This window comes from Actinomadura sp. CNU-125, from assembly GCF_001942465.1.
In the GTDB taxonomy this organism is placed as follows: domain Bacteria; phylum Actinomycetota; class Actinomycetes; order Streptosporangiales; family Streptosporangiaceae; genus Spirillospora.
Genome location: NZ_MKJY01000443.1, coordinates 1 through 26185, shown reverse-complemented (window position 1 = coordinate 26185; position 26185 = coordinate 1). Strand labels below are relative to the sequence as shown.

Annotated in this window: 28 protein-coding genes and 3 pseudogenes; 11 read left to right on the top strand and 20 right to left on the bottom strand. The window is 72.1% G+C overall.

Annotated elements, in window-relative coordinates; all coding sequences use genetic code 11:
• Positions 1–5: 5 nt before the first annotated feature.
• Together BJF79_RS36555 and BJF79_RS36550 are read right to left on the bottom strand one after the other, a co-directional pair.
• Positions 6–818, bottom strand: coding sequence for an ABC transporter permease subunit (locus tag BJF79_RS36555; protein WP_075904278.1), 813 nt, complete (start codon positions 816–818; stop codon positions 6–8).
• A 22-nt stretch (positions 819–840) separates the two neighbouring features.
• Positions 841–1719, bottom strand: a pseudogene (locus BJF79_RS36550) (ABC transporter ATP-binding protein); the annotation flags it as partial.
• Between the two features lie 299 nt (positions 1720–2018).
• Between BJF79_RS36550 and BJF79_RS36545 the strand changes: the two are divergent.
• Complete coding sequence (locus BJF79_RS36545) at positions 2019–3023, top strand: sensor histidine kinase (RefSeq protein ID WP_075904276.1); 1005 nt, start codon at positions 2019–2021, stop codon at positions 3021–3023.
• Between the two features lie 5 nt (positions 3024–3028).
• Complete coding sequence (locus BJF79_RS36540; RefSeq protein WP_075904274.1) at positions 3029–3694, top strand: response regulator; 666 nt, start codon at positions 3029–3031, stop codon at positions 3692–3694.
• Here BJF79_RS36540 and BJF79_RS36535 read toward each other — a convergent pair.
• Positions 3658–4531, bottom strand: a pseudogene (locus tag BJF79_RS36535) (TIGR03620 family F420-dependent LLM class oxidoreductase). The gene BJF79_RS36540 and the pseudogene BJF79_RS36535 sit on opposite strands and share 37 nt — an antisense overlap.
• A 137-nt stretch (positions 4532–4668) precedes the next feature.
• Between BJF79_RS36535 and BJF79_RS36530 the strand changes: the two are divergent.
• Positions 4669–5373, top strand: coding sequence for a TetR/AcrR family transcriptional regulator (locus BJF79_RS36530; protein ID WP_262403096.1), 705 nt, complete (start codon positions 4669–4671; stop codon positions 5371–5373).
• Positions 5374–5478: 105 nt separating this feature from the next.
• Complete coding sequence (locus BJF79_RS36525; RefSeq protein WP_316043511.1) at positions 5479–6138, top strand: DUF4291 domain-containing protein; 660 nt, start codon at positions 5479–5481, stop codon at positions 6136–6138.
• A 17-nt stretch (positions 6139–6155) separates the two neighbouring features.
• On the opposite strand, the gene BJF79_RS36520 is transcribed toward BJF79_RS36525, so the two are convergent.
• From BJF79_RS36520 to BJF79_RS36495, 7 genes are all read right to left on the bottom strand, one after another.
• Positions 6156–6713 carry an AAA family ATPase gene (locus tag BJF79_RS36520; RefSeq protein WP_262403095.1) on the bottom strand — a complete coding sequence of 186 codons (558 nt, stop codon included), beginning with the start codon at positions 6711–6713 and terminating at the stop codon, positions 6156–6158.
• A 338-nt stretch (positions 6714–7051) separates the two neighbouring features.
• The gene (locus BJF79_RS54380) at positions 7052–7312 is read right to left on the bottom strand and encodes a hypothetical protein (RefSeq protein ID WP_143220728.1); all 261 of its coding nucleotides are present in this window, start codon (positions 7310–7312) and stop codon (positions 7052–7054) included.
• 231 nt (positions 7313–7543) lie between these two features.
• Complete coding sequence (locus tag BJF79_RS36515; protein WP_075904270.1) at positions 7544–8380, bottom strand: helix-turn-helix domain-containing protein; 837 nt, start codon at positions 8378–8380, stop codon at positions 7544–7546.
• Between the two features lie 74 nt (positions 8381–8454).
• Positions 8455–9228 carry an alpha/beta fold hydrolase gene (locus BJF79_RS36510; protein WP_083734516.1) on the bottom strand — a complete coding sequence of 258 codons (774 nt, stop codon included), beginning with the start codon at positions 9226–9228 and terminating at the stop codon, positions 8455–8457.
• 422 nt (positions 9229–9650) lie between these two features.
• Positions 9651–10268: a nucleoside triphosphate pyrophosphohydrolase gene (locus BJF79_RS63390; protein WP_262403094.1), complete on the bottom strand. Its 618-nt coding sequence runs from the start codon at positions 10266–10268 to the stop codon at positions 9651–9653.
• 11 nt (positions 10269–10279) lie between these two features.
• Positions 10280–11182, bottom strand: coding sequence for a hypothetical protein (locus BJF79_RS36500; protein ID WP_075904267.1), 903 nt, complete (start codon positions 11180–11182; stop codon positions 10280–10282).
• A gap of 149 nt (positions 11183–11331) precedes the next feature.
• Positions 11332–12615, bottom strand: a complete 1284-nt coding sequence (locus BJF79_RS36495) for a citrate synthase (protein WP_075904265.1) — start codon at positions 12613–12615, stop codon at positions 11332–11334.
• 128 nt (positions 12616–12743) lie between these two features.
• Here BJF79_RS36495 and BJF79_RS36490 point away from each other — a divergent pair, with 128 nt between their 5' ends.
• Positions 12744–13403 (top strand): hypothetical protein, encoded by a 660-nt coding sequence (locus BJF79_RS36490; RefSeq protein ID WP_075904263.1) that lies wholly within the window; start codon positions 12744–12746, stop codon positions 13401–13403.
• Between the two features lie 3 nt (positions 13404–13406).
• Here BJF79_RS36490 and BJF79_RS36485 read toward each other — a convergent pair whose 3' ends face one another.
• From BJF79_RS36485 to BJF79_RS36475, 3 genes are all read right to left on the bottom strand, one after another.
• Positions 13407–13646: a hypothetical protein gene (locus tag BJF79_RS36485; RefSeq protein ID WP_143220727.1), complete on the bottom strand. Its 240-nt coding sequence runs from the start codon at positions 13644–13646 to the stop codon at positions 13407–13409.
• Positions 13634–14287: a serine/threonine-protein kinase gene (locus BJF79_RS36480; RefSeq protein WP_075904259.1), complete on the bottom strand. Its 654-nt coding sequence runs from the start codon at positions 14285–14287 to the stop codon at positions 13634–13636. The genes BJF79_RS36485 and BJF79_RS36480 overlap by 13 nt, the downstream gene beginning before the upstream one ends.
• Before the next feature lie 93 nt (positions 14288–14380).
• On the bottom strand, positions 14381–15310 hold the full coding sequence (locus tag BJF79_RS36475) for an aldo/keto reductase (protein WP_262403093.1): 930 nt from the start codon (positions 15308–15310) through the stop codon (positions 14381–14383).
• A 188-nt stretch (positions 15311–15498) separates the two neighbouring features.
• On the opposite strand from BJF79_RS36475, the gene BJF79_RS36470 reads away from it, so the two are divergent.
• Positions 15499–16278, top strand: coding sequence for a hypothetical protein (locus BJF79_RS36470; RefSeq protein ID WP_075904254.1), 780 nt, complete (start codon positions 15499–15501; stop codon positions 16276–16278).
• A gap of 1369 nt (positions 16279–17647) precedes the next feature.
• Here the strand turns inward: BJF79_RS36470 and BJF79_RS36465 are convergent.
• Both BJF79_RS36465 and BJF79_RS36460 read right to left on the bottom strand, forming a co-directional pair.
• Entirely contained in the window at positions 17648–18655 is a 1008-nt protein-coding gene (locus BJF79_RS36465) for a hypothetical protein (protein ID WP_143220726.1), read from the bottom strand.
• A 227-nt stretch (positions 18656–18882) separates the two neighbouring features.
• The gene (locus BJF79_RS36460) at positions 18883–19656 is read right to left on the bottom strand and encodes a hypothetical protein (protein ID WP_075904249.1); all 774 of its coding nucleotides are present in this window, start codon (positions 19654–19656) and stop codon (positions 18883–18885) included.
• A gap of 448 nt (positions 19657–20104) precedes the next feature.
• Between BJF79_RS36460 and BJF79_RS36455 the strand changes: the two genes are divergently transcribed.
• Complete coding sequence (locus BJF79_RS36455; RefSeq protein WP_075904247.1) at positions 20105–20317, top strand: helix-turn-helix domain-containing protein; 213 nt, start codon at positions 20105–20107, stop codon at positions 20315–20317.
• An 87-nt stretch (positions 20318–20404) separates the two neighbouring features.
• On the opposite strand, the gene BJF79_RS36450 is transcribed toward BJF79_RS36455, so the two are convergent.
• From BJF79_RS36450 to BJF79_RS63385, 5 genes are all read right to left on the bottom strand, one after another.
• The gene (locus BJF79_RS36450; RefSeq protein ID WP_083734514.1) at positions 20405–21742 is read right to left on the bottom strand and encodes a DUF2786 domain-containing protein; all 1338 of its coding nucleotides are present in this window, start codon (positions 21740–21742) and stop codon (positions 20405–20407) included.
• 113 nt (positions 21743–21855) lie between these two features.
• Positions 21856–22134, bottom strand: a complete 279-nt coding sequence (locus tag BJF79_RS36445; protein WP_075904301.1) for a hypothetical protein — start codon at positions 22132–22134, stop codon at positions 21856–21858.
• Positions 22135–22276: 142 nt separating this feature from the next.
• Positions 22277–23368, bottom strand: a complete 1092-nt coding sequence (locus BJF79_RS36440) for a winged helix DNA-binding domain-containing protein (protein ID WP_075904243.1) — start codon at positions 23366–23368, stop codon at positions 22277–22279.
• Positions 23365–23844: a LysR substrate-binding domain-containing protein gene (locus BJF79_RS36435; RefSeq protein WP_075904241.1), complete on the bottom strand. Its 480-nt coding sequence runs from the start codon at positions 23842–23844 to the stop codon at positions 23365–23367. Before BJF79_RS36435 ends, BJF79_RS36440 begins: the two co-directional genes overlap by 4 nt.
• The gene (locus BJF79_RS63385) at positions 23841–23969 is read right to left on the bottom strand and encodes a hypothetical protein (protein ID WP_262403092.1); all 129 of its coding nucleotides are present in this window, start codon (positions 23967–23969) and stop codon (positions 23841–23843) included. The genes BJF79_RS36435 and BJF79_RS63385 overlap by 4 nt, the downstream gene beginning before the upstream one ends.
• A 172-nt stretch (positions 23970–24141) precedes the next feature.
• On the opposite strand from BJF79_RS63385, the pseudogene BJF79_RS67735 reads away from it, so the two are divergent.
• From BJF79_RS67735 to BJF79_RS36425, 4 genes and pseudogenes are all read left to right on the top strand, one after another.
• A pseudogene (locus tag BJF79_RS67735) lies at positions 24142–24435 on the top strand (MFS transporter); the annotation flags it as partial.
• 364 nt (positions 24436–24799) lie between these two features.
• Entirely contained in the window at positions 24800–25126 is a 327-nt protein-coding gene (locus BJF79_RS63380; RefSeq protein ID WP_262403091.1) for a hypothetical protein, read from the top strand.
• A gap of 5 nt (positions 25127–25131) precedes the next feature.
• Complete coding sequence (locus BJF79_RS63375) at positions 25132–25500, top strand: hypothetical protein (RefSeq protein WP_262403090.1); 369 nt, start codon at positions 25132–25134, stop codon at positions 25498–25500.
• Positions 25501–25926: 426 nt separating this feature from the next.
• The coding region (locus BJF79_RS36425; protein ID WP_143220724.1) for a hypothetical protein at positions 25927–26185 on the top strand (259 nt) is incomplete at its 3' end.

Sequence of the window (26185 nt, the reverse complement as noted above, 5' to 3'; positions counted from 1 at the left end):
GTCCCTCAGGCGTCCCGGCGCGCGAACGCCCACGCCCCGGCGCCCAGCACGACCACGACGTAGCCGACCAGGAGCGCCGCCGCGACCGGCGCCGGCAGCGGGTCCGTAATCGTCGTCGCCCCCGGAATCGGCGCCATGTCGTCGGCGAACCCGCCCGGCTGCAGCCGCCAGACCCGGTCGTCCCACGGCGACGGCAGCAGCCGCACCAGCGGCGGCGCGACGAACAGCAGCCCCAGCCCGGTCGTGATCGTCGCGGCCGTCGAGCGCAGCAGCGCCGCGAGTCCCAGCGACATCAGCGTGATCGCCACCGTCGTCGCCGCCACGGCCGCCGCGTTGGCGGCGTACTCGGCGAGCGGGCCGTCGAACCCCGGCATCGGGCGGTCGCCCACGATCGCCCGGCCCGCCAGGACCGCCGCCATGAGGCTCACCAGCCCGGCGGCACCGATCAGCCCGGCCGCCGCCAGCGCCTTGGCGCCCAGCAGCGGCAGCCGCCGGGGGAGCACGGTGAGGCTCGTGCGGATCATCCCGGTCGCGTACTCCGACGTCAGCGTCAGGGTGCCGAGCACCACACCGCAGACCGGGAGCAGCGTGAGGAGGAACTGCGTGGGCGGTGCAGGGGTCAGGTCCGCCCTCTCCGCCGACGACAGCCCGTCCCAGTACCGCACCGCGTACAGCGACCAGACCAGGGCCAGGACGAAGCCGACGCCGATCACCGCCAGGATCGCGGTCGTCGACCGGACGGTGCGCAGCTTGTGCCACTCGGCCGCGACCGCGCCTCCCGCCGCGCCCCGCGGCGTCCCCGCCTCCACCGCGCTCATCGCGCCACCGTCCCGAATTCGCGCTGCCCGCGGTCAGCTCCATGTACGCCTCCTCCAGCGACGCGCTCTGCGTCGCCACCTCGTGCAGCGGGATGCCGTGCGCCGCGGCCCGGTCGCCGATCTCGGCCACCTCCAGCCCCGTCACCGTGAGCGCGTCGCCCTGCCCGGTCTCCACGCGCCCCCCGGCGGCCGCGAGGACCGCCGTCAGCTCGTCCGGGCGCGGCGAACGCACCCGCACCCCGCGCGCGAACCGGTCCGCCAGCTCCCGCACCGACGTGTCGGCGATCAGCCGTCCCCGGCCGACGACGACCAGCCGGTCGGCGGTCAGCTCCATCTCGCTCATCAGATGGCTGGAGATCAGCACCGTCCGGCCCTCCGCCGCGAGGGACCGCGTCAGCTCGCGGATCCAGCGCACGCCGTCCGGGTCCAGGCCGTTCACCGGCTCGTCGAACAGCAGCACGCCCGGGTCGCCGAGCAGCGCCGCCGCGATCCCGAGCCGCTGCCGCATGCCCAGCGAGAAGCCCGCGACCCGCTTGCGCGCCACCCCGGCCAGGCCCACCAGCTCCAGCACCTCGGCCGCCCGGCGCGGCGCCACGCCGTTGCTGCGCGCCAGCCAGCCCAGGTGGTCCAGCGCCCGCCGCCCGCCGTGCACCGCGCCCGCGTCCAGCAGCGCGCCCACCTCGAACATCGGCCGGCGCACCGCCGCGTACCGGCCGCCGTTCACCAGCGCCTCGCCGGACGAGGCCGCGTCCAGGCCCAGCAGTATCCGCATGGTCGTCGACTTTCCCGCGCCGTTCGGCCCGAGGAACCCGGTGACCGTCCCGGGGCGCACCGTGAACGACAGGCCGTCCACCGCCGTCGTCGCGCCGTAGCGCTTGGTCAGTTCCCGTACCTCGATCATGCCCTCAACGGTCGCCCGGGACGGCGCCGCGCACATCGGAACGTGGGCCGGACCCGTCCGTACGACCGCGGGCGGAGACCGTCCGCCCGCCTGCGACCACGGTCCGACGCCCGCCGGACGGACGCGCCGCCGCGGCACCTGCGGATACCGTTGCGGCGTGCACGAACCCGAAGCGCGCGTCCCGCCCGCCCCGCGGCCGCCGGGTCGCGGCCGATCGCCCGGGACGCCGCGGCGGCGGTCGTCTACGTGGCTCGTGCTGACGGCCGTCCGCGGGGCCCGGCGTTCCGGCGGTCCCCGCCGTGCTCCTCGCCCTCGCGTGCGGCGCGCCGCTCGCCGTCCGGCGCGTCCGGCCCGTCCCCGTGTTCGCCGTCGTGTTCGCCGCCTCCACCCTGCGGCCGGTCCTCGGCCTGCCGCCGGACGCCTACGTGGCCGCCGCGTACGCCCTCTACACGGTCGCCGTCACCCGGCGCCGCCGCCGGTGGGTGCCCACCACCCTCATCGGCGTGCTGAGCAGCGCCGTCATCCTCCTCGCCGCCCTCGCCGGACCCGTCGTCCCGGAAGCCGAACGCTTCGGCGCCGTCCTGCTCGGCCTCGCCGTGCTCGGCGCGTCCTGGGCGCTCGGCCGAGCCGTCCGCGACCGCCGCGACCACGCCGCGCGCTTCGCCCGGGAACTCGCCGACCGCGCCGTGGGGGAGGAGCGCCTGCGCATCGCCCGCGAACTGCACGACATCGTCGCGCACAGCATGAGCCTCATCGCCGTCAAGAGCGGCGTCGCCGTCCACGTCGCGCAAGCACGCCCCGCCGAGGCCGTCGACGCGCTCCGGATCATCGAGGCCACGAGCCGCGGCACCCTCGCCGAGATGCGCCAACTCCTCGGCGTCCTGCGCGCCGACGCCGCCGGGGACGGCGACCTGGCGCCCGCCCCCGGCCTGTCCGCCCTCGACGCGCTCGCCGAGCGCGCCGCCATGGCGGGCGTCCGCGTCGATCTCGACGTGCGCGCGGGCGACGTCCCCGAGAGCGTCGCGCTGTCGGTCTACCGCATCGTCCAGGAGGCCGTCACCAACGTCGTCAAGCACGCCGCGCCCGCCCGCTGCAGCGTCCGCGTCGACACCGGCGGCGGCCGGGTCGCCGTCGACGTCACCGACGACGGCCCCGGCGCGCGCGTCCTGCCCGGCGACCCCGGCGGCGGACACGGCATCATCGGGATGCGCGAACGCGTCATGATGTACGGCGGCGAGTTCGGCGCCGGGCCCCGGCCCGAGGGCGGATTCGCCGTCACCGCCCGATTCCCCTACGAAACGTGAGAACCGTGGAAGAACTCCGCGTCCTGGTCGCCGACGACCAGGCCCTCGTCCGCGGCAGCTTCGGCGTCCTCATCGACACCGCGCCCGGGCTGCGCGTCGTGGGGGAGGCGGGGACCGGCGCCGAGGCCGTCGAACTCGCCGGGCGCGAACGTCCCGACGTCGTCCTCATGGACGTCCGCATGCCCGAGATGGACGGGCTCGAGGCCACCCGCCGGATCTGCGCCGCCCTCCCGGACGTCCGCGTGCTGATCCTCACCACGTTCGACCTCGACTCCTACGTCTACGGGGCGCTGCGGGCGGGGGCGAGCGGCTTCCTGCTCAAGGACACCCCGCCCGCCGACCTGCTCGCGGCCGTCCGGGTGATCGCCGAGGGGGAGTCGCTGCTCGCGCCCACCGTGACCCGGCGGCTGATCGCCGAGTTCGTCCGCGGGCCCGGGCCCGTCCGGCCCGCGCCCGCCGGGCTCGGCGCCCTCACCGCCCGCGAGCGGGAGGTCCTCACCCTCGTCGCGCGCGGCCTGTCCAACGCCGAACTGGCCGATCACCTGCACCTCAGCCCGGCCACGGTCAAGACCCACATCGGCCGCCTGCTGGCCAAGCTGCACGCCCGTGACCGCGCCCAGCTCGTCATCGCCGCCTACGAGACGGGACTCGTCCGCCCGGCGGCCCGCTGAACCTGGAGCGCGGGCGCGAGCCGCTCGTACTGGTCCGCGGCCGACGCGAGGTCGGGGGCCAGCACCGACACCGCCACGTGATCGGCGCCCGCGTCCAGGTGCGCGCGGACGCGCCGGGCGATCGTCTCCTCGTCGCCCCAGGCGAAGCAGGCGTCGACGACCTCGTCGGAGCCGTCCATGATGTCCGCCTCGGCGTAGCCCAGCTCCTTGAGCGAGCGGACGTAGGGCGAACCGGGCAGGGACAGCAGCCCGGTGCTCCGCGCGGTCTCGCGCGCCGCCGCCGCGTCCGTCGCGAGGATCGCCGTCTGCAGCACCACCACCAGCTTCCCGTCCCCGAGCCGCTCCCGCGCCCGGCGGGTGTGCTCGGGCGGCATCGCCGCGGGCAGCACGCCGTCGGCGCGTTCCCCGGCCAGTTCCTGCATCTTCGGCCCGAGCGCGGCCAGCAGCCGCGGGAACGGGACCTCCGGCACGGGCGCGCGTCCACGGCGGCGTCCATGCGTCCAGGTACTCGCGCGTCCGCGCCAGCGGGCTCGCCCACTTCTGCCCGCTCTGCTCGACGAGCATGGGCATGCTGACGCCCACGCCGAGGGCCAGCCGCCCCGGGTAGGCGTCCGCGAGCACGGCCGCGGCGCCCTGCATGGCGGCGGGGTGCCGCGCCCAGAGGTTGGCGATCGACGATCCCACCGCGATCCGCTCGGTGGCCGCGAGCAGCACGCCGAGCTGCGCGAACACCTCCCGGCCGCCGATGGCCTCGTTCATCCAGACGGTTCCGTACCCCGCGTCCTCCACGCGCTTCGCGGCCCGCCGCCACTCGTGCGCCGGCGCGATGGGCGTCATCAGTCCCGCGCCGATCGGTCCCAGCCGCCGCTTCGCCTCGTCCACCGTCGTCATGGCTCTCCCGTAGAATCGGAACGTATGGCCCGCTTAGGACCGTACCGGAACGCACGCCCCGCTTGTCAACCGAAGGAGCGCCCGTGGACCGACCGCCCAGGCGCGCGGACGCGCGCCGGAACCGGGAACGCATCATGGGGGCGGCCCTGGAGGCGTTCGCCGCGGACGGCAGGCTCGTCCCCCTCGACGAGATCGCGCGCCGCGCGGGCGTCGGCGCGGGCACCGTCTACCGGAACTTCGCCACCAAGGAGGCCCTGTTCGAGGCCGTGGTGACGGTCCGCATCAAAGCCATGGTGGACGAGGCGAGAGAACTGCAGACCGCGGACGACCCGGGGACGGTGTTCTACGACTACCTGACGCGAGTGGTAGAGGCCGCGATGGTCAACCACGCGCTCTGCGAAGCCCTCCTCGAAGAGGGGGCCGGGACGGTGAACAGGGAATGCATGGACGCGGCGTTCACCGACGCCCTGGACGTCCTGCTCCGCAGGGCGACGGAGGCGGGCGCCGTCCGGGACGACGTGGACGTCCACGACGTGCGGACGCTGGTGAACGGCTGCATGCTCATGGAACGTCTCCGCCGCGTCGCCGTCCCGCCGCGCCGCATCACCACCCTGACCTTCGACGCCCTCCGCCCTCGCGTAACGAAACAGGGTGACGAAACGAAAGTGTCACGAAACGTGTGCGAGGTCTGCGGCGGCCCGCTGAAACCGGCCCGGACCGGCCGTCCCGCGCGCTACTGCGGCCCGGCCTGCCGGCAGAAGGCCCACCGCCGCCGCGCCCGCACCTGACCGGCCACGCGAACGACGAGACGTACCCGAGTAGCACCGTCACACCCATCTCCACCATGCCCGGCACGCCCCGGAGGCCGCTCTCCGTCGGCGGCGACAAATACGTTGACGCAAACCGGCCGAGCGGCCACCATCAACGGCGAGCCGTCACGAAACGCAGCAGAGGGTATGGCCACTTCACTCCGGCGGATCCGCGCCGAATACGACCGCGACTCGATCACCGTCTATCAGGCGTACCGGCCGGACATCGGCGTCCCCGCGGTGCGGAGCGGAACCTTCGTGGAACCCTTCTCGCGAGGCCGGATGACATGGATCAAGCCCTCCTTCCTCTGGCTGATGGCCCGAAGCAACTGGGCGCGCAAACCCGGTCAGGAAATGGTCCTCGCGGTACGGATCGGCCGCGCCGGTTGGGAGGAGGCCCTCGCCTCGGCCGTCCCCACCCATGCGGACCGCCGCGTCTTCCGCGACTCCGACGAATGGCGCCGCCGTTTCGCCGAAGCGACCGTCCACGTGCAATGGGACCCCGAACGCTCCCTGCGTGGAAGCAAACTCGAACAACGCAGCATCCAGGTCGGCCTGAGCCGCCACATAATCGACCGCTACGTGGACGATTGGATCCTCGGAATCGAGGACCGCACCCCGCTCGTCCGCCGCATCCACCGCCTGGTCCAGGACGGCAAGACATCGAAGGCGAGCGCGCTGCTGCCCCCGGAACGCCTCTACCCCCTGGAGCCCGAACTGGCACAACGCATAGGCGCCGCCTGAACAACCGGTCGACCGACTCAACCGCCGATGCGAGCCGAGTCCAACCCTGCGAAGATCTGCTCCACCGTCTGGTCGGGCGTCTGGTCCGAGGTATCGAGCCAGAGCCCGCGACACGCGGTGTCCCGCCGCAACGCCTCGTCGAGGGCGTCGACCGTCCAGGGACCGCCATAGCCGTTCTTGGACCGACCGGCTTCCCTCGCCGCGACCGCTTCGGGGCGCGGCGCGAGCACGACCAGAAACAGGGGCCTCGTGGTCACCGCGTCCAGGTAGGCGTCCAGGTGCTCGCCGAGAACGATGTCCTGGACGACGACGGTCCACCCCGCCCCCGCGTACAGGTCCGCGACAGCGGCGGACGCCCGGTAGCGCAGTCGCAGCTGCGCCGTCGCCTCAGCGGTGGGCTCCGGGGTGATCTCCTCACGACCGGACACGATCATCCGCCGGAAGCCGTCGCCGCGCAGGTGCACGGAGCGCGGCAACCTCTCGGCCACCAGCTGGGCGGTCGTCGATTTCCCGGACGCCATGACGCCCGTGATGAGCACGACCGCTGAATCCAGCTCCCGCACCATCGCCCCCATTCCGCTCCGCCCGAAGCCCACCGACCGGCTTCACGCCGCCCATGTTGCCAGGCTCGACGCTCCGCCCGGACAAGCACGACGGCGCCCCGGCCCTCCGGCAGCGCCCACGGAGCGGTCCCCCAGTTCGACCTGCTCAGAAGACTCGTCGTCGTGCCATGAGAACCCCCGAGTGACCCTTCGCAGCCGACATGCCGAAGAACCGGCGCCGACCGAAGGGCACGGCCACCCGCCGTCGATCGTGGTCACCGCCGGAAACGCCAATGACTGCACGGTGTCCCGGACATGCCGACCAGGACCCGGCTGCTGTGGGCCGGGCAGGGGCGTCCAGGGCGGCCGGTTCACCGACAACACCTGCAGATCGGCCCGCCGCCGTTGCGGGCCGGGCGGGGGCGTTCACGGCGCCGGTTCACCGACAACGCCCGCAGGTTGGCCCGCCGCCGTTGTGGGCCGGGCAGGGGCGTCCAGGGCGGCCGGTTCACCGACAACACCTGCAGATCGCCGCCGCCGTTGCGGGCCGGGCGGGGGCGTTCACGGCGCCGGTTCACCGACGCGCCCGCAGGTTGGCCCGCCGCCGTTGCGGGCCGGGCGGGGGCGTTCACGGCGCCGGTTCACCGACAAGATCCGCAGATCGGCCCGCCGCTGTGGGCTGAGCGGGGCGTCCACGGTGTCGGTTCACCGAGAACATCTGCAGATTGGCCGCCGCTGCGATCGCTGGCATGGACGCCTGGCTGAGGGCTCGACGCACGGGTCGTCCTGCCGACGATGAGCAGGGATGTGCCTGTGTGCCCGATCTGCAGACGGGACGTTCCCGGGCGGAGCAGACGGGCAGTTCAGCGACGGGGTGCGTTCTTGGAGGGCTCGCGAGCCGGCGATGGAGTCGGCCACGTGACGTCGTCGACCGCGAGCCAAGGCGCGGAGGCGAGGGCAGTGGGCGTGCAGCCGGTGAACGTTTTGACTTCGTGGTGGAGATGGGACTGGTCGGCGTAGCCGCTCCGGGTGGCGACGTCCGCGGCGGTGTGCCCGGCTGCGAGAAGGTGCGCGGCGTGGTCGAAGCGCACCAGCCGGGCGGCGTGTTTGGGCGTGATGCCGAGCTGGGACCGGAAGCGCGACCACAGGCGCTTGCGGCTCCAGCCGACCTCGTCGGCCAGGCGGTCGACCCGCACCCTTCCCCGGCCGGCGAGCGTCCGCCGCCAAGTGCGGGCGACCTCCGGATCGACCGGGGGACGGGCATCGAGTCGTCGGCCGAGGATGTCCGCGGCGATCGCGAACCGCTCGTCCCAGGACAGGGCGGCGCGCAGCCTGTCCTCGGCTCGCACGGCGTCGCGGCCCCAGACGTCGGTGAGGGGCGCCAGCGTCCCGGTGAGCTCGGACGACGCGCCGAGCACCGCGGCCGCCGCGTCCGGCTCCAGGCGGATCTGCAGGCACTCCCCGGTTCCGTGGCCGGCGGTCCGGAGATCGCCGGGGAGCAGGCCGACGACGACGCTGCCGCGCTCCCGCCGACCGGGTCCGTCGTGGACGATGCCTTCTCCGTCGGCCAGATCGATGAGCAGGGTGACGGACGGATGCGCGACCATGGCGATGTCGACGCGTCCGGGAACCCGGTGGCGGAACCCCGCCATGCTGATCCCCGGCAGCCCGTTCGACGAGCGCGGGACGGCGACTTCCACGTCCGCCCAGTCGAATGGCAATGCGGTCGGCGGCACGTGTCCAGCATATGGCCGCCGCGCGAGGTGGCCGGGCGTCAGCCTCCCGCGGCCGCGAACTTCAGCAGAAACTCGCTGGTGGCCTCGGGCGCTTCCAACATGGGCATGTGCCCGACGCCGGGCAGCGATTCGACCCGCGCGCCCGGTACCGCGTCGTACCGGTGCGCCGACGACGGCTCCCAGGGCGGGGCGGCGCCGAAGATCACCAGGACCGGGAGGTCGAGGGCGGCCAGGCGATCGGGCAGGCTCCGTTCGGCGATGTAGGCGGTGTTCTTGCGCAGCGCCGTCCTGAACGTGCGGTAGGTGGTGCTCCGGAGTTCGGCGACCATGTCGTCGGGGACGTCCACCGGCCGGGCGGCCGTCGCCTCGATACCCTTGCGGATCATCGCGTCGGAACGTCTCGACCACAGCAGCGGGCCGACGGGCGGCTCGAGCAGCACCCGCAAGACGAGCGGCTGCGGAAGGAGCGCGTCGGGAGACGGCCCGGTGCTGATCAGCGCGATCGACCGCACCAGGTCGGGACGCTGCTCGGCGAGCGCGGTGGCGACGTAACCGCCGCTGGAGTGCCCGACAACGGTGACGCGGTCCAAGCCGAGATCGTCCAGCACCGCCGCCACCCGTCCCGCGTGGTCGGGCACATCGTGCGACTCCGCGGGCGGGGACTGACCGCAACCCGGCAGGTCGACCCGGACGAGGTGATGGCGGCCGGCGAGAGCCGGGACCACGGGACTCCAAGAGCCGCCCGCGGCCCCCGACCCGTGGACGAGCAACAACGGCGCCGCCCGGCGCGAGCCGTCATGGACCACGTGCATCCGATACGAGCTCTCAACCTCAGACTTGCTCATGCAGAGAACGATGCACCGGCACTCGTCCACCTGTCTTGGACAAATGTTCCCACCGAGCCCGCTGCGGGACCGGGAGCCGAACCGGATGAAGTCTGCGGACGTCCTCACGATCGAAGCCTTCGGAGAAGGTTCAGCGGTCGAGCCACCACCTCCATCGCCCATGGGCCCATTCGCTCGTTGGTCGCTCGGTGAACGAACCGACGGTCATCGACTGGGGCCCGGTGTCCAAGCAGCCGGTCTTCAGGACGTCCGCGTCCGGGCCGGGACGGGCGGCCGTTACCTTCGAGTCGACCAAGACCCGAAGAAAGAGCGGTTCGGGGCGTGCGAGCCCGTTGAGTCCGGTCGGAGGTTGATGCGGGCGCAGTGCGGGCGAGGCCGTGGCGGGCTGGTCAACCGCGCGATGCGGGGAGTTGCAGGACGGTCCGAGCGGTGAAACCTCCTCGTTCGGCGGCTTTGGTCGCGCGGAGGTGCTCCAGGTCCTCCGGAGTGAGCCCGTGGACGGCGGCGAGGGCGTGCAGGACCTCGAGGACGTCGGCCAGTTCGCCGGGGTCACCGTCGGTCGTGTATTCGGTCGCCTCCTCGAAGAGCTTGGCGCGGAGCAGCGATGTGTACTCGTCTTGTTCGGCGAACCGAGTTCGCGGGTGTCGGCCGGAGCGAAGGATGATCTCCGGGATGCGGTCGCGGACCAGTTTCTCCGGTGATGCGCCTTTTCGACGATCGAGTGCCTGGATCCACTGGACCGCCACCGCGGCCGTCTGCACGAGTTCGCCGCGCAGTTCGTCGATGCCGGATTCGGCCAGGGCTTCGAAGAATTCCTCGGTGAGGACGTGCCGCCAGGTCAGGTCACCGGATTCCGCGGCGTCCGCGCAGTCGCGCTTGGAGCGCTCGGCACGTTCGTTGAACTTCGGTCCGGTTCCGTCGGGGAAATCCTGGACGCCCCAGAGACGATCCTGGGCTTCACGTTCGGCGGCGACGTCCGCCAGCACCTTCTGCAACGACTCCTCCATGACAGGCGACGCTAGCCGCCGGGCGGGGACGTGGCCGGTGTTCGGTCGGGTTCGCGGCTCAGCACCTGGTAGAGGACCGGTGGCAGTTCGTCCCACAGCCAGTCGTTCAGGGTGCCGGGAAAGTCCTCCGGTTGCTCGATCGCCAGCCGCCCGGGAGCGGGTGCGGTCAGCCGTACGCGGACGGGGGCGCCGTCCCACATCGGTTTGCCGCCGCCCCAGAAGGCGGCGAAGTCCGTGCCGGTCAGCGCCGGTTCGGAACTCACCGTGTGATGGCCCGGATGCCTTCCGAGGGGGAGGAGGCGCTGCGCGGTCGTGCGCAGAATGTTGAGCGCGGCGACGTCGAGCGTGCAGGCCACGCCCGTGATCTCGAGTTCGGGGAGACCGAAGCGCCGCAGGCCGCGGGAGCGGAGGCGGACGCAGGCGCAGCCTTCGTCGGGCCCGGCTTCGCAGCGCCCGCCGTTCCGGTAGGGCGGGAGGGACACGCCGAGCCATTCGTCGGCGAGGACGAAGTCGCCGGGGCGTAACGCGGGCAGGATCCGATCCGTGTCGACGTCGACGGGGACCCCGCAGATCTCCTCGGCGATCAGCAGGGCCGTGGTGCGGGCGAGGTGGAGAGCCACCGGAAGATCGTCGGCCGGCATGACCGATGTGACGCCGATGTGCTGCTTCGCGCGTTCGATCGCTTCGGCGTCGGCCGCGTCGACACCGGTGGCGTGCTCCAGCTTCCACGGTGCGGAGTCCGCCGGGTGGGCGGAGATCATGAGGCCGGGGGTGCCGAAGCGGTCCGAGACCGCCTCGGCCTGCGGCCCGGGCAGGGCGCGGCGGATCAGGGCGGCGATGTCGCCGGGAATCCGGTCGGCGGCGACGACGAACCGTGCGGTCGTCTCCTCGGGAACGGTGATCGTGACGGGCATGGCTGCCTCCTCGGCGCGGTCGGCTGGTGTTGAATCCAGCCTCGGCGAGCGCCGGAGGGCATGTAACTAGAATCGGATTCTGTGGATAAGTCGAGCGGCGGCTACGGGCCGGGCCCGGCTACGCCGGCCCGGCCTCGACGGGTCGGCCCTCAGCGGGCGGACACGTCCGTGTAGTGGCGTTCGCCCGGGCCGACGTAGACCTGACGCGGACGGCCGATCTTGGTGGTGGTGTCGTTGAGCATCTCGCGCCACTGGGCGATCCAGCCGGGCAGCCGGCCGAGCGCGAACAGCACCGTGAAGGTGTTGGCGGGGAAGCCCATCGCCTTGTAGATGACGCCGGTGTAGAAGTCGACGTTCGGGTAGAGCTTGCGCTCGACGAAGTAATCGTCGCTCAGCGCGACCTCTTCCAGGCGCATGGCGAGGTCGAGGAGCGGGTCCGACTTGCCGAGCGCCTCCAGGACCTTGCCCGTGGCCTTCTTGACCACCGCGGCGCGCGGGTCGTAGTTCCGGTACACGCGGTGCCCGAAGCCCATCAGCTTGACGCCGGGCTCCTTGTTCTTGACGCGACGGACGAACGAATCGATGTCGTCGCCGTCCTCGTGGATCTTCTCCAGCATCTCCAGGACCGCCTGGTTGGCGCCCCCGTGCAGCGGGCCGAACAGGGCGTCGACGCCCGCGGAGACCGACGAGAACAGGTTGGCCTGGCTGGAGCCGACGAGCCGCACGGTGGAGGTGGAACAGTTCTGCTCGTGGTCGGCGTGCAGGATGAACAGCATGTCCAGCACCCGGACGATCTCCGGGTCGACCTCGTACGGCTGCGTGGGCAGCCCGAACGTCATGCGCAGGAAGTTCTCGACGTAACCCAGGCTGTTGTCCGGGTACAGGAGCGGCTGGCCATTGGACGTCTTGTACGCGTACGCCGCGATCGTCGGGAGTTTGGCGATCAGCCGGATGCTGGACTGGTCGACCTGCTCCGGGTCGAAGGGGTCGAGGCTGTCCTGGTAGAACGTCGACAGCGCGCTCACCGCGGACGACAGCACCGCCATCGGGTGGGCGCGCCGCGGGAAGGCCGAGAAGAACGCGCGGAACTTCTCGTCGAGCAAGGTGTGGTTGCGGACGTTGTCGGTGAATGCGGCGAGCTGGTCGCCGGACGGCAGCTCCCCATAGATCAGCAGGTAGGCGACCTCAAGGAAGGACGATTTCTCGGCCAGTTCCTCGATGGGGTAGCCCCGGTAACGCAGGATGCCCGCCTCACCGTCGATATAGGTGATGGCCGACGTGGTGGACGCGGTGTTCGTGAAACCCGGATCAAGGGTCACGTGTCCCGTGTCCTTGAGCAGAGTGTTCACCCCCAGTCCGGAGGGGCCCTCGGTCGCCTCGGTCACCTCGAGCGGCATCCGGCCACCCGCGTGGTTGAGCTCGAAATCCGACATACTCGCTCGCTCCCAACTGGGTCCACACCTGCGTAGACGTTCCGCTCTTCATCGTATCCAGGTGATCACATGGGCCAATCCGGGCCTGGTGCGTTGACGGATGGGTCCCGGGGTGCTCACGTGGAGTCATGAGCGACCACGAGGCGGCCGGGCTGGTCGCGCGCGCCCGCCGGGAGATCGAGGCCGGTTCGGCTGGCAACCGCTTCCTTGATCTCCTTGAAACGGGCGACTTGCCCCGAGAACGCCTGGTCTGGCTGGCCGTCGAGGAGTATCGCATCGTGCGGAGCGATCAGCGTAGTTTCGCCCTCCTGGCGGCACGGTATCCGGATCCGCCCTCCGGCGACCTTTTCCTGGGGCTCGCACAGGGGGAGGGGCGGGCACTGACCCTGCTGGACGACTTCGCCATGGCGCTCGGGGAAAGTGAGAAGAATCTCAACACGTATGAGCCGCTGCCGTTCGCCCAGACCTACCCGGCCCACCTCGCCCAGCGGGCCGCCTTCGGGACGGCCACGGAAGTGGCCCTGGCCATGCTGGTCAACCTGGAGGAGTGGGGAACGTACTGCGGCCGCACGGCCCGCGCCCTGCGCGCCCGCTACGGCTTTTCGGAGGAGGCGGTCGCCTTCTTCTCCTTTTTCGCCGAGCCTCCGCCCGGCTTCGACGGGAAAGCCTCGGCCGTCGTGGCGGCGGGCCTCGACGCGGGCGACGACCCCGTCGACGCCGTCCGCTGCGCACGGCTCATGCACGCTTACGAGACGGCCTTCTGGGACGCCCTCGCCGAGGGTCTCTGACCCCTACGGGGAGGGCTCGCGGAGCGTGGGCAGTTCGGCGGTGACCTCCGGGAGCGTCCGCTCGTGCGCGCCGATGAGCTCCTCGACGCCCGAGGGCAGCCACTCCACGCCGTAATGCGCGTCCAGGAGCGTGGAGAACGCGGTGAGGACCTGATCCGGTGACGGACGGTCCTCCGCCGGCTTGCTGAGGCAGCGCGTCACCACGCCCCGCATCGGGTCGGGCAGCCTGCTCAGGTCCGGCACGCCGTGGACGATCCGCCCGCGCACCTTGCGGCCGACGCCGAACGGAGCCGAGCCGTCGCCGCGAAGACGAGCGTCGACCCCAGCGCGAAGACGTCGCTGCGCGGCGTCACGGGTTCGCCGAGCGCCTGTTCAGGTGACATGTACGCCGGCGTCCCCATGATCTCCGTACGCCCGAGCGAGACGGCCCCGAGCGGTCGCGCGATGCCGAAGTCGATCACGCGGGGCCCGTCCGACGCCAGCAGCACGTTCGACGGCTTGAGATCACGATGCACGATCCCCGCGTCGTGGATCGCCATCAGGGCTTCCGCCAGCCCGGCCCCGAGCCTGCACGCGGCCCGTTCCGGCAGGGGCCCCTTCTCCCGCACCGCCGTAGAGAGGCTCACGCCCCGGATGTACTGGGTGGCCAGCCACGGCCGGTCGGCATCGGGGTCCGCATCGACGACGGGCGCCGTGTAGAAGCCGCTGACCGACCGCGCCGACGTCACCTCCCGCCGGAAACCCGCGCGCCATTTCGGATCGTCCACCAGCTCCTCACGGATGACCTTCACGGCGACCGCCCGGCGGCTCGGCGACGTAGCGAGGAACACCTCGCCCATCCCGCCCGAACCGAGCCGCGCGACAACGCGGTAAGGGCCGATCATCTGGGGAGGTTCTGGCTGCATCGACACGAATCCGATCTTGGTGGGCGCGCTTCATCGTGCCATGAACCGGCGGCCTCGCCGCCCGCGCGCCGGTCAGGTCCAGGGAAGGGCGCTCCGCTCGGCCCAGTAGCGCTCCGGAGGGACGCTCAGGCGCGCGAGCACCCGCAGTTCCCGCTCGTCCAGCGAGACGCCCATCGCCTGCAGGTTGGCCTCGAGCTGTGCGGGGCTGACCGCGCCGACCAGGACGGTGTCCGCCCACGGACGGTGCAATGCGGCCGCGATGGCGAGGGCGTCAGGTTCCACCCGGTTCTCGAATGCGACCGTCCGCGCCGCCATGGGTGGTCTCAGGGCCAGTTTCCCGTTCGCCATCACCTCTTTGAGGATCACGTGCAAGCCGTCCGCGTGGGCCTCCCGCAATGCGTCCTCCGCCGAGGTCTCCAGAATGTTCCAGGTCGACTGGACCGTGCTGAAAAGGCGCTGGCCCGACACTTCCAGCGCCATCGCCCGCCGAATGGTTTCGGCCTGTGCGGGCCCGGATGTGGAGAACCCGACCCGCACGCCGTCGGAGGCGGCTTCCGCGATGGCGGCCTGGAGCCGGACGTCCTTGAAGAGGGTGCTGTCCATGGTGAGCGAATGCACCTGGTAGACGGACAGACGATCGCCCAGCAGGGCACGGGTCTCCAGGTACTGGGACCGGTACCGCGCCAGGCTGTGCTCCTTGAGTTCGTGCACCGGCGCTTCGATGTCCCAGTCCCCGACGTACGCGTAACCCCACTTGCTCGACACGGTCACGTTGTGGGGCGCGCGATCCTCGAGCCAGCCGCCGAGGAACTCCTCCGCTCTGCCGTACGACCTGGCCGCGTCGATCCAGCGGATGCCCGCCGCGAACGCCGCGTCCAAGAGCTCCCAGGTGGCTCTGCGCAGCTCGTCCACGCTCCGGTGCAACGGCAGTTCCTCGGCCCTGCCCACATTGATGTACGCCGGACGGCCCACCGCCGCCAGCCCGATTCCCAACCGCCTCATCGAGTTCATGTCCTTACCTTTGCACGTTTTGCGACCCTCTCAAGTCGTGAGTTCCGAGAAGCCCAATGAAATGACCTGCAATAACCGAAATGGGAGAAACGTTCCGCGAAGTTATCCACAGGGGCGCTTTTCTGTGACGGTCGCGAGCCGCGCGGGTGACGCTGGATCCAGACAACGTTCCGCTTCGGATGAAAGGCCCGACCATGCCCGCCCACTACGGCACTCACCAGTTCGCCCGGTACGTCGGAATCTCCCGCTGGCAGATGCGCCTCGGCCGGGAGCACGGACTCCTCCCCGATCCCGACCTGGACGGCGAACGCTGGTCGTCCGGGCTCGCGGAGGAATGCCGCGATCGCGGCGAACGACTCGTCGCCGCCTTCGGAGAGGAGCCGCCGATCGGCTCCACCCGGGCCGCCGCCCGCCTCGCCGTCCGGGTCCGCCTCGACGTGGAACGCCGCGACGTGGAGGTGCTGGCCGCCCGCGGCGACCTCACCGTCATCAGCAGCTTCCGCGGCCACCCCGTCTACCTCCTCCGCGACCTGGACGCGCTCGATGCCGAGGCCGTCCGGCAGGTCGTCGCGGCGCGCAAAGGCCCCCTCCTCGACAGCGTCGACGCCGGCGGAGCCGCGATGATCCTCGACTGGCCGAGGAAGACCTTCGACCGGACGGCCGACGAACGCGGACTCGAACGGGACCGGCTGGGCCGTTTCGAACTCCGCGACGTCCAGGCCCTCGCCGCCGACGACGAACTGACCCGCCGGATCCTCGCCGAGAAACGCGACCTGGCTCTGGCGAGATCCCGGAGAGCCGAGGCCCGCATCGAGGAAGCCGCCCGAGCCTGGCTCGCGCGCTGCGACTCCTACCTCGACCGAGGCGTCGACGAGCCACCGGACACGGCGGTCCTCCGCCGGGCGCTCCGCGCCCTCCGAAGCGTCAGGGTCGATACGGACGCCTTCCCCGACCCCTGAGAGAAGCCCGCCATGCCGACCCTCTGCCCCACCGCACACCGAATGCACAACCTGGCTCCCAAACCCCCACGCGCCCCGCCCACCTGCGCAAGCCAAGCCCTCGCACCAGCCCCGCTACGCTTCCGCGTGCCACTCCAGACCCGCGCGCCCAAGTGAGGCCCGCATGCCGATGCGGGTCTGGGTGCCCACGTGAGACCTGCGTGCCTCGCGCCGGATCGCGTGCTCACGCGAGCGCCGTGCACCCATGCAAGGCGCGCGTGGTCATGCAAGGCGCGCGTGCCCAGTTGAGGCCCGTATGCATGTCCATGCGAGATCTGCGTGCCTCGCGCCGGATCCGCGTGCTCACGCAAGTGCTGTGCGCCCATCAAGGTGCGCGTGCCACGCCCGGCGCGCGTGCCCGCGCGACGCCCGTGTGCCGATGCGAGATCTGGGTGCTCCGCGTCGCACCGGTGTGCTGCGCACTGGAACCGCGTGCTTACGCGAGTGCCGTGCACCCATGCAAGGCGTGCGCCAAGCCCGACGCGCGTGGTCACGCGAGGCGCCGGGACGCGCTCGCCGAAGTGCTGCGGGTCGCGGCGGAGCGGGCGCGTGCCAAGCCCGGTGCGCTTGCTCCGGCAAGGCCCGCGTGTTCTACGGCGGACCTGCGTGCCTCACGTCACGCCCGTGTGCCTCGAAATGCCTGATGCCTCGGCTCTTTGCAAACATCGGCAGATCCGTCGAGCGGGTGGTCCGGTACGTCCCGCTCCCGGATTCTCTTGGTGACCACGGTGTCGAAAGCTTCCGGGACGTGCTGGTCACGGCTGTTCAGACTTGCCGTCCCGCCTCAGGCGCGCTTGGGGTCGGGCGGCGGGACTATCGCGCCGGGTGCGCTCGTCATGGCCCCGCGATCATGGCCTGCTTCAGTTACCCGGCTTGGGGTGCGGTTCTGGCGAGAACGCCAACGGCTGGTTGCGGCAGCACCTTGCGAGAGCGCGGCCCCTCCACACCCGTGAACCCGATGCCGGTGTTCGCGAACTTAACGGCCGTTTCGCCCGTGTGGCCGAGCGTCTGCATGAACTGGTCGGTGTTTGATCAACATGACCAGTGTTGTGACGACCGTTGGGCGGCGGGACTTGTGGGGTGACTTGTTCGTCGTCCGTTTGTTCGTACCTCGGTTCACCTTTGGGGGTGATCAACTGGGTGTCTACGCGGGGCTGGGGGCGAGGCGCTTTCGCGTGTCTTTGTTGTGGTTCGGGTGTCGGGTGGCTTCTGTCGGTTGCCACGATTCTCTGGTTGTGCGTCGGCGTTGTTTGTGGTCCGGTGGCGTCCCGCGAGTATCTACCGGCCGGGTTCTGAACGCCGACGCGACTAGACCGGACCACTGTGTTCGTCAGGGGCGACGGGAGGGGCGTTTGCGGACCGGTGGGGGGACGGCGGCGGCGTGGAGGAGGTCGCGGGCCTGCATCGTGGACATCGTCGGCAGGCGATCGGGGAGCTCGGTCTCGTCCGGTGGGCCGATCACCAGACCGCCTGCGGTGATGGTCGCGCGGTCACCGGTCCAGGGGCCCATCAGGATCGCCGACACGCCATTCTGATGTCGGGCCAGGAGTTCGTGGATCCGGTCGGTTTCGCCCGCGCAGTCGGCGATGAGGAGCAAACGGGGGACGGCGGGCTTTCCGGCGTTCTTTCGGATGGCCAGCTCGGTTTCCAGGTATGCCAGGGCGGCGTCGAGGTTTCCCGGAATGAACAGTTCGGTGATGTCGTCGTCGAGGAATTCGTCTTCGTCGAGGCCGAACATTCTGATGGCGTCGGGCCGGGGGATCACAACCAGGGAGGAGGTGTGCGTCCCGAGCGCCGCGAGGCCCATCACGCGCGCCGTCGCGAGGGCTCCCGGACCGGCCAGGCCCACGGCTTCGATGGCGAACGGGTCGAACGGGGGCCTGCAGCGGAGCACCGTCCGGGGGGCCGGCTCGGCTGCTCGCGTGCGCGCTGCGGCGCGGCGCCGCAGCGGGTAGCAGATCCCCGCGATGACCGGGAGCAGGAGGAGCAGGAAGAGCACCGTCTCCAGCGGGCCGACAGGAGAACGGACCGGCGATGGCCGTGTATGCCCGGGCGCGTTCGCGACGGCCACGGGACGAGACGGCTCGGCCGAGTCGCCCGGTTCGTGGACGGCGGGTGCGATGAAGGGTGCTGCTCTGATCCGCTCGGGGTGGTTGCAGGCGGCCGAGACCTGCCTGCGTGGCCGTGGCTCGCCGGCGTGGGCGGCCTCCGCTCCCGCGGCGGGGGCGCCGATGGAAATGACGCCGGCCGCGGCCGTGCAGCCCAGCGCGCCGCATGCGGAGCGGCACAGGTTGCCGGCCACGGCGGCGAGTCTGAGATCTGGCACGAAACGGTTCATGTTCGCCCCGGGGGATCGCCTTGGTCACCGTCGGGTTCCGATCGTAACCGGATCGACTACGGAGCGTGGAGATTCGGTCACTTTAAGATTCTGGGGGTGTAGATCTTTTTCGTGTTCCCGGTGCGCTGCCTGGTGGTTTCGCGTGATTTGCGGGGGCGGGGCAAGTGACCGTGCGGTGCTCCCACGCTGCAGTGGGAGCCACACATGTCGAACCGCCGGGTGATGCGTCAGGCGGCCGTCGGAAGAGGCGGGTCGGCGGGGGAGCTGACCACGTCATAGAGGCCAAGGGGGATTTGGTCGCCCCAGAGCCAGTCGTTGACGGTGCCCTCGAACTCTTCGGGCGGGCCGACGGTCAGCAGGCGCGGGGCGAGCGGGCCGAGACGGACCCGGAAGGGGCTTGGTACGGGGTGGGCGCGGCGGCTTGAACCCCAGAACTCGCCGAAGTCGGTCCCGGTGAGGTGGACGTCGTGGTCAATGGTGCGGGAGCGGTCGGTGGGGCCGGTGGCGAGCCAGGACCAGTGGTCGGTCAGGAGCCTGCGTGCGGTGCTGCGCAGAACGTTCAGCGCGGCGAGATCGTGCGGGCAGGCGACGCCGTCGATCTGGAGTTCGGGAAGCCCGAAGCGGCGGAGGCCGCGGGTGCGTAGACGGACGCACGAGCAGCCGTTGACGCCCTCGGGATCGCGCTCGGGCTCGGCGGCGGTGCAGCGGCCGTTCGCCCGGAAGGGCGGCAGGACGTCGCCGAGCCACTGGTCGGCGAGGACGAAACGGGGCCGTTCGGCACCGGGCGCGAGGATGTGGCCGGTGACCAGGTCCGCGGCGACCCCGCCGACGGCTTCGGCGAGGGCGCGGGCGGCGGCGCGGGCGACCTGTCCCGCACGGGGCTGGTCGGTGATCGGGGCGGCGGCCGTGACGACGGCGAACTGCTCGGCGTCGTGGAAGGCCCACTCGTCCCGCCGGTCCTCGGGACGGGCGGCCCTGACGCCCAGGGGGTTCCAGCGCATGCTGGTCGGTTCGTCCCGGGCGAGGTCGAGCTGGGGAGAGCCGACACGCCCGGCGATGTGCGGAGCGTACGGGCGGCCGGGGTGCGCAGCAGGAGGTTCACCAGATCGTCGGGGACGTGGTCGGCGGCCACGGCGAAGCGGGAAGTGGTCGTCGCGGGAACCGGGATCGTGACGGTCATGCGGGGCTCCTTCCGAGCGGGACGGGAACGGGGACAGCATGTGCCGCCGTGACGGTCCGGCGCAGTAGAAACGCGTTCTGTGGATAACCGGGGTCGAGATCGGGTCACGACACGCCGTTCACCACGGAAAAGACCAGCTTCGGCCGAATTCGCGGCGATTCGTGCGGCATCGCGGGCGTAATTGGGGGGAATGTGTACGTTGGGTAGATCAACACTGCTGTGAGCTGCGGGGACGGACCCGCGGCCCAGCCGTCGAAGAGGAGGTTGCCGTGACCCGAACGCTGTCGAGGGGTACCCGAGTCACCGGTGACGAACGCCGGCAGCTGGCCAAGGAGCTCGCTCCCCGGTACGCGGCCGGCGAGAGCATCCGGGATCTGGCGGCCGAGACGGGCCGGTCGTACGGGTTCATCTACAACGTCCTGAAGGAGGCGCAGGTCCCGCTGCGCGGCCGCGGCGGGAACACCCGGCGCAAGAAGGGCTGACCCGCTCCCCGTCCGATCCCGACGAGCAGAGGCGAGCACTTGAACGGACGTCCCCCTCGCCCCCCGGGGGGACCCCGTGCGCGGAGCCTAGGTACGGCGACGCGCCCCGGTGACCTCGGAGCGGCCGTTCAGGCTGGCGAGGTCCGCGGCCGCCCGCCCGGCCGCCCAGCCTTCGAGGTTCGACACCGAACCCGCCCGTCCCCTGGCCAGATTCGGGAACATCGTCTCGACGGCCCGGTCGACGACCCCGTCGCGCGCCGCCAGCACGGGAAGCGGATCCTTCCCGTCGGCGCCCGATGCCTCCCGTTCCGCGGCGGCCCGTTCCGCGACCCCGCCGGCCGCGTCCCGCAACCGTTCGCCGATCCGCGCCGCGTAGGCGTTGAGGAACGCGTGGCGGAACGACCGCGTCCGTGAGCGCCCGTGCGCGTCCCGCCGGGGGCCCGCGTGCACCATCGCCGACGTCGCTTGCACCAGCAGGGACGTGAACAGCATCTCCACCGCCGCCAGATCGGCGGGGAAGCCCAGCACCGTCGAGAAGCCGAGCTCGCGGTGCCAGACGGCCCGGCAGTGGTTGGCGTCCGCCACGACCGTCAGCAGGACGGCCTTGGGCGCGTCGTACGGGTTGTCCACGGGCACACGGCACCCGGCGGGCCCGGCCACGTCGTCCGACTCGGCGTCCAGGAGCGCGCGGTCGATGCTGTGGCGGGCGATGAGTTCCTGGGCGCGCGCGCTGAGCGCCTCGGCCTCTTCAGGAAATTCCGTCGACTCCGCCTTCGCGAGCAGGGCCCGTACCCGGCCGAGCATCCGCTGGTCGACGTCGCGGGCGCGGTGTCGCGGGACGTCCTGCCGCGCGGCCCCCGGCAGCGGCCCGATCCGCGCGAGCCGGGGCAGCCCCTCCAGGAGGTGGACGAGCTCGGCGGTGCATGCCACGAAGGTCCCGCGGTCCGCGTCCTCGCGCGCGCACCAGGCGTCCGCGTAGTCGGCGTCTTCGCCCCACCAGACCCGGGCGTCGAGGTCGGCGAGCTGCTCGTGCCAGCGCTCGTCCACGGTCGCGGCGGAGTAGGCGCGCAACTCCGCGGCGATCGCGTCCGCCGCGATCCGCGCATGCCGGGCGGTGCGACGGCGCGCCGTGTAACGGACGACGTCGGCGGGCTGCCAGCCGCGCTCCCACGCGGTGGTGACCGCGCCGTGCAGCCGTCCGGCCAGGCAGCGGTCGACGGCCCGCGTCCACGGGCCGCCCGCGTGCGTGGCGAGGGCGACGTCCGCTCCCGGAAGGCGTCGGGGTCGCCGTGCGACAGCGCGGCCAGGGCCGCGGCGGTCAGCTCTCCGGCCTCTTCCGCCGCCTCGTCCCGCAGTGGCGATCGCCGCGCCTTGCGCACCGGCACTCCCGTCTGGTGAGGCTGCTCCGTCGACGACAGGAGGCATCCTGTCACGTCCCCGCCCGCGTCCGTGCGGGGACGCGTCGGTGGGCCGGTGGCTGTCTGTGGCCTTGGGACGCGCCGGTCGGGACGGGGCGCGGCGGTGCCCGTCAGTGCCCGTCAGTGTCCGTCGGTGGCCGGGTGCGGGTGGCGCATCTCCTCGATCACGACGCTCTGGTAGGCGCGGGAGGTGTCGGGAACGTAGCTCAGGCGGGCGAGGGCCCGGCCGTCGTCGCCGCGGATCTCGAAGTGGTAGTTCTCCCGTTCGTCGCCGATGTGGGCGACGGCCTGGTCGTGCCGGAGCCGGCACATGGTGTCGACCTTCTCCAGCGCCACCTCCAGGCTCCCCGCGTCGCTGATGAGCCGGGCCGGCTCGTTCGTCTCCCAGATCTCGAACATGGTCGCGTCCTGTCGGCGGTGTGTCGGAAGGAACGGGCGGGACATTCCTGACGTCGGAGACAGCTTGCGCCGAAATGGTGGATCTTTCAATCAATACAGATATCAGATCGATCACTATTCGGAGTTGATCGCCCCCATAGCGTCATGCTACGGCGACCGCGGTCTCCTTCGCCGCCGGTTCGACGAAGCGCAGCAGCGCCTCGCCCTCGGCGGTGAGCGCCTCGACGGCCTCCGGTGGCAGCGGCTCGAACGGGCGGAGCCGCAGGGTGGCGACGCGGCGTTTGTACTCGGTCTCCCAGACGCCCCGGGCGAACCCGTCCCACAGGAACACGGCGCGGACGCGCAGGTTCTTCGTGGTGAGCGACGGGCGGTGGGCGTCGGCGATGATCCGCCGCCGGTCGGCGTGCGCCAGGACGAGCGCGTCGAACTCCGGCAGGAACCGCGCGGGCGCCGGGACGTCCTCGTCCGGACGCGGCGCGTCGGGAAGGTCGAACAGCTCGCAGCCCGCGTCGTCGGCGAAGACGCGCAGCCGCGGCCGCAGCCGGTCGAACACCTCGCCGAGCGCGGCCAGCCCCGACCAGGTCTGCGCGTCGGCGGCCGAGGCGGGCCCGTAGGCCGCCAGGTAGCGCAGCATCAGCGCGTCGACGTCCGGTTCGGCGGCGGGCGCCGAGCCGAGCCACGAGTCGGCGAGCGCGAACCCGGACGCGCGGGGGAAGGTCCACCGGTCGTCCGTCGGCGCCATGACCAGCGGGACGCACATCCGGACGGCGTAGCCGAGCGCGCGTTCGTTGACGTCCGGGAACTCCTCCTGAAGGAGCGCGCGGATCTCGTTGAACGTTCTCGGCCCGTCCTGCAGCAGCGCGCGTGCCGCCTCGACCGTTTTCCCGACGTCGAGCCCCTCGGCGCGGTCGCCCAGCGCCCGCATCGCGCCGTCCAGGACCGGCTGGAACGTCGTGCGGAAGGCGGTGTAGTCCGGTGCCGTCATCAGGTGCAGCGTGGCGCGCATCGCCGTCGCCCGGACGAGCGTGCGGTCGTGCAGCGCCGCGCGGAGTTCGGCCGCGTCGAAGCCGTCCAGGCGCGTCCACAGGCCGAGGAAGGGCGGTTTGGGCTCCTGCGCCTGCATCCCGAGCAGCCGGCCCACGGCCTCGGTGACCGGTGCCCGTTCCCGCGCCAGGAGCAACTGCCGTGCCAGGGTCGCCCGGTTGAGGGCCCGGATGCCGAGGGTCTGCGTCACCGTGCCGACCCTACTGCGGGTCCTGTGGCGACGTCGTGGACCGCCGCCCGGACGCACTCCCGCAGCCACGCGTGGGCCGGATCGGCGTCGTAGCGAGCGTGCCACGCCAGGGACAGGACGAGCGGCGGCAGTTCCAGCGGGATCGGTACCCACACGAGCCCGAGGTCCTCGACCAGGGGCCGGTGGAGCCGTTCGGCGGCGAAGCCCATCAGGCCGCTTCCCCGGACGACGAGCAGTGCGGCGGCGACCGTGGGGACGGTTGCCGCCGGCCGTCGGCCGAGCCCGGCTTCGGCGAGCCGCGCGTCCATCGGCCCGGTCAGGCGGCCGCGCCGGGTGTTGACGATGTGGGCGGCCGACGCCCACTCGGCGATCGTCGGCGTCCGGCCGGCCAGCGGACGGCCCGGGCGGACGACCGAGGCGAACCGGTCCTCCAGGAGCGGTTCGACCCTGGTGTCGGGGACGGCGGCGTCGATCACCCGACCTCCAGGTCGACCTCCGCGTGGCGCAGCAGGTGGGCGTCGCGCGGGCCCTCGCCGAGGAACCGGAGCGTGACGCCGGGGGCGTCCGCCGCGATCCGGTCGAGCAGCGTCCCGGCCAGCACGCTGATGGTGCCGTCCTCGGCCTGCAGCGTGAACGTCCCGGTCAGTGCGGCCGGATGAGCCGCGTCTCTTCACCGACCCCGGAGGTCCCATGACGCCCGATGCCGCCCGTGACGCCGCGCCGCCCCGGCCCGCGTCATCGCGATCGGCGCCCCCGCCCGACCCGGACGCGCGATGACGTCGCTGATGTGCGGCTGTGTCGTGCTGGTCGTGGCCATGGTCGCCGCGATCAACCTGTCGATCCCCGCACTCTCGGCGGGATCGCTCGCCCCGTCGTCCACGGAGCTGCTGTGGATCGTCGACTCCTATGTCCTGGTGTTCGGCTGCCTGCTGATCCTCGCCGGGGCCCTCGGCGACAGGTACGGACGCAAAGGCGTCCTGCTCGCGGGGCTCGGCGTCTTCGCCGCGGGCTGCCTGCTGTCGGCCGCCGCGACCGCGGTGCCCGTCATGCTGGCGGGACGGCTGGTCGCCGGGGCGGGCCCGCGCCATCGCCGCCTGGACGGCCGCGACGGGCGTCGCGGCGCGTCGCGAACGTCGCCGGGGGAGCGGTCCTGCAGTGGCTGCCCTGGCAGGCGCCTTTTCCTGCCAGGGCGCGCCGGTCGCGGTCGTCCTGGCGGCGCTGGTCGCGCGCTCGCGCCGCGCGGTGAGCGGCCCCCGGCCGCCCTCGACGCGCCCGGTGTCGCGCTGATCACCGGCGGGCCGTTCGCGCTGCTGCTCGCCGTGATCGAGGGGCCCGTGCGCGGCTGGACGTCCGCGCCGGTGCTCGCCGGGTTCGCTGCGCCGCCGTCCTGCTTCCGCTGTTCGCGGTGTGCGCGCGCGCACGGCGCATCCGGTGCTGGACCCGCGCTTGTTCGCCATCGCGCCGGTGCGCGGCGGGGTGCTCGGGATCGCCCTGGCGTTCTTCGGGCTGTTCGCGCTGTTCTTCGTCAACGCCCAGTACCTGCAGTACGCGAAGGGCTACTCGCCGCTGCTCACCGGTGCGGCGATCGTCCCGCTCGTGGTCGGCATGGTGGTGGTGTCGCGGCGGAGCGTGGGGCTGACGGAGCGGTTCGGCGTCCGTGCGGTGGCCGCGCTCGGCCTGTTCACGATCGCGGGGCACTGGGGCTGCTGTCCTTCGCGGACGCATCGACGCCCTATCCCCTGTACGCGCTCGTCCTGACGCTCATGTCGATCGGGATGGGGTTGTGCGTGCCGCCGCTGTCGGTCCGCGTCATGGCCTCGCTGCCGCCCGCCCGCGCCGGTCTCGGCTCCGGCCTGAACAGCGCCGCACGGGAGATCGGCAGTGCGCTCGGCGTCGCCGTCCTCGGGACGGTCCTGACCGGCCGCCTCGCGGGCGGGCCGCCGTCCGGGACGGGCGGGCCGGCGCACTCGGTCGGGGAAGCTCTGGGCGCCGCGGGCGGGGACACGGCGGCGCGGGCCCGGGTGATCGAGGTGTTCACCGGCGGGCTGTCCGCCGGGTACCGGGTGGTCGCCGTCGTCGTGTGCGTTCTCGCGGTCGCGGCGGCGCTGAGTCTTCCCTGGCGCGGGGAGTAATAGGACACGGCCGTCGGCGAGGCGCGCGCCCGGCGTCTTCCGGGCGAGTGAGATAAGTCTCAGGGCGGAGCGGACGTGCCGGCGCCGGTGGCGTTCCCGCTCGTCGGGGCGCTATGCGGACGCCCCTCCGACCGGCGGGAACTCGCAACGTCGCCGACCGGGTCCGCGGCCCGGGCCGTCCGCCCGCCGCGGTGCCGCGACGATCAGGGCTCACCGTCGGTGATCGGCATTTGTGCTGGTCAAGACGTTACGGACGGCCGGAACGCGGTGCATGGGGCGGTCACGAACGAGCGGCGTGCGCGAAGGTTACGGGGAGATATACCGTAAAATGCACGTGCATCGGCTCTTGCACATGCACGCCATTGCTAGCAGGATTGCCCCGGACCCCCGCACGTGAACTCGCCGGAGATCGCGATGACCGCACACTTGAGCGACAGTGACCGACAGGCGCTGCGGCTGGCCCAGGATCTCCGCGAGGAGATGCGGGCCGCGCTTTCGCAGCTGCCGACCGACCCGTCGGTGTCCCCCTTCGTCGACCAGGGCGGGACGCCGAGCGTCCTGCTGCGGATGGACGCGGACACGGCGCGCGCGTTGATGGCCGTCCTGGCCGAGCGCCGCGCGGCGCCGGCGGGGGAGCAGCCGGCCGAACCGCGCCGGGCCGACGGCTCCCACGTGCCGCCGCCGG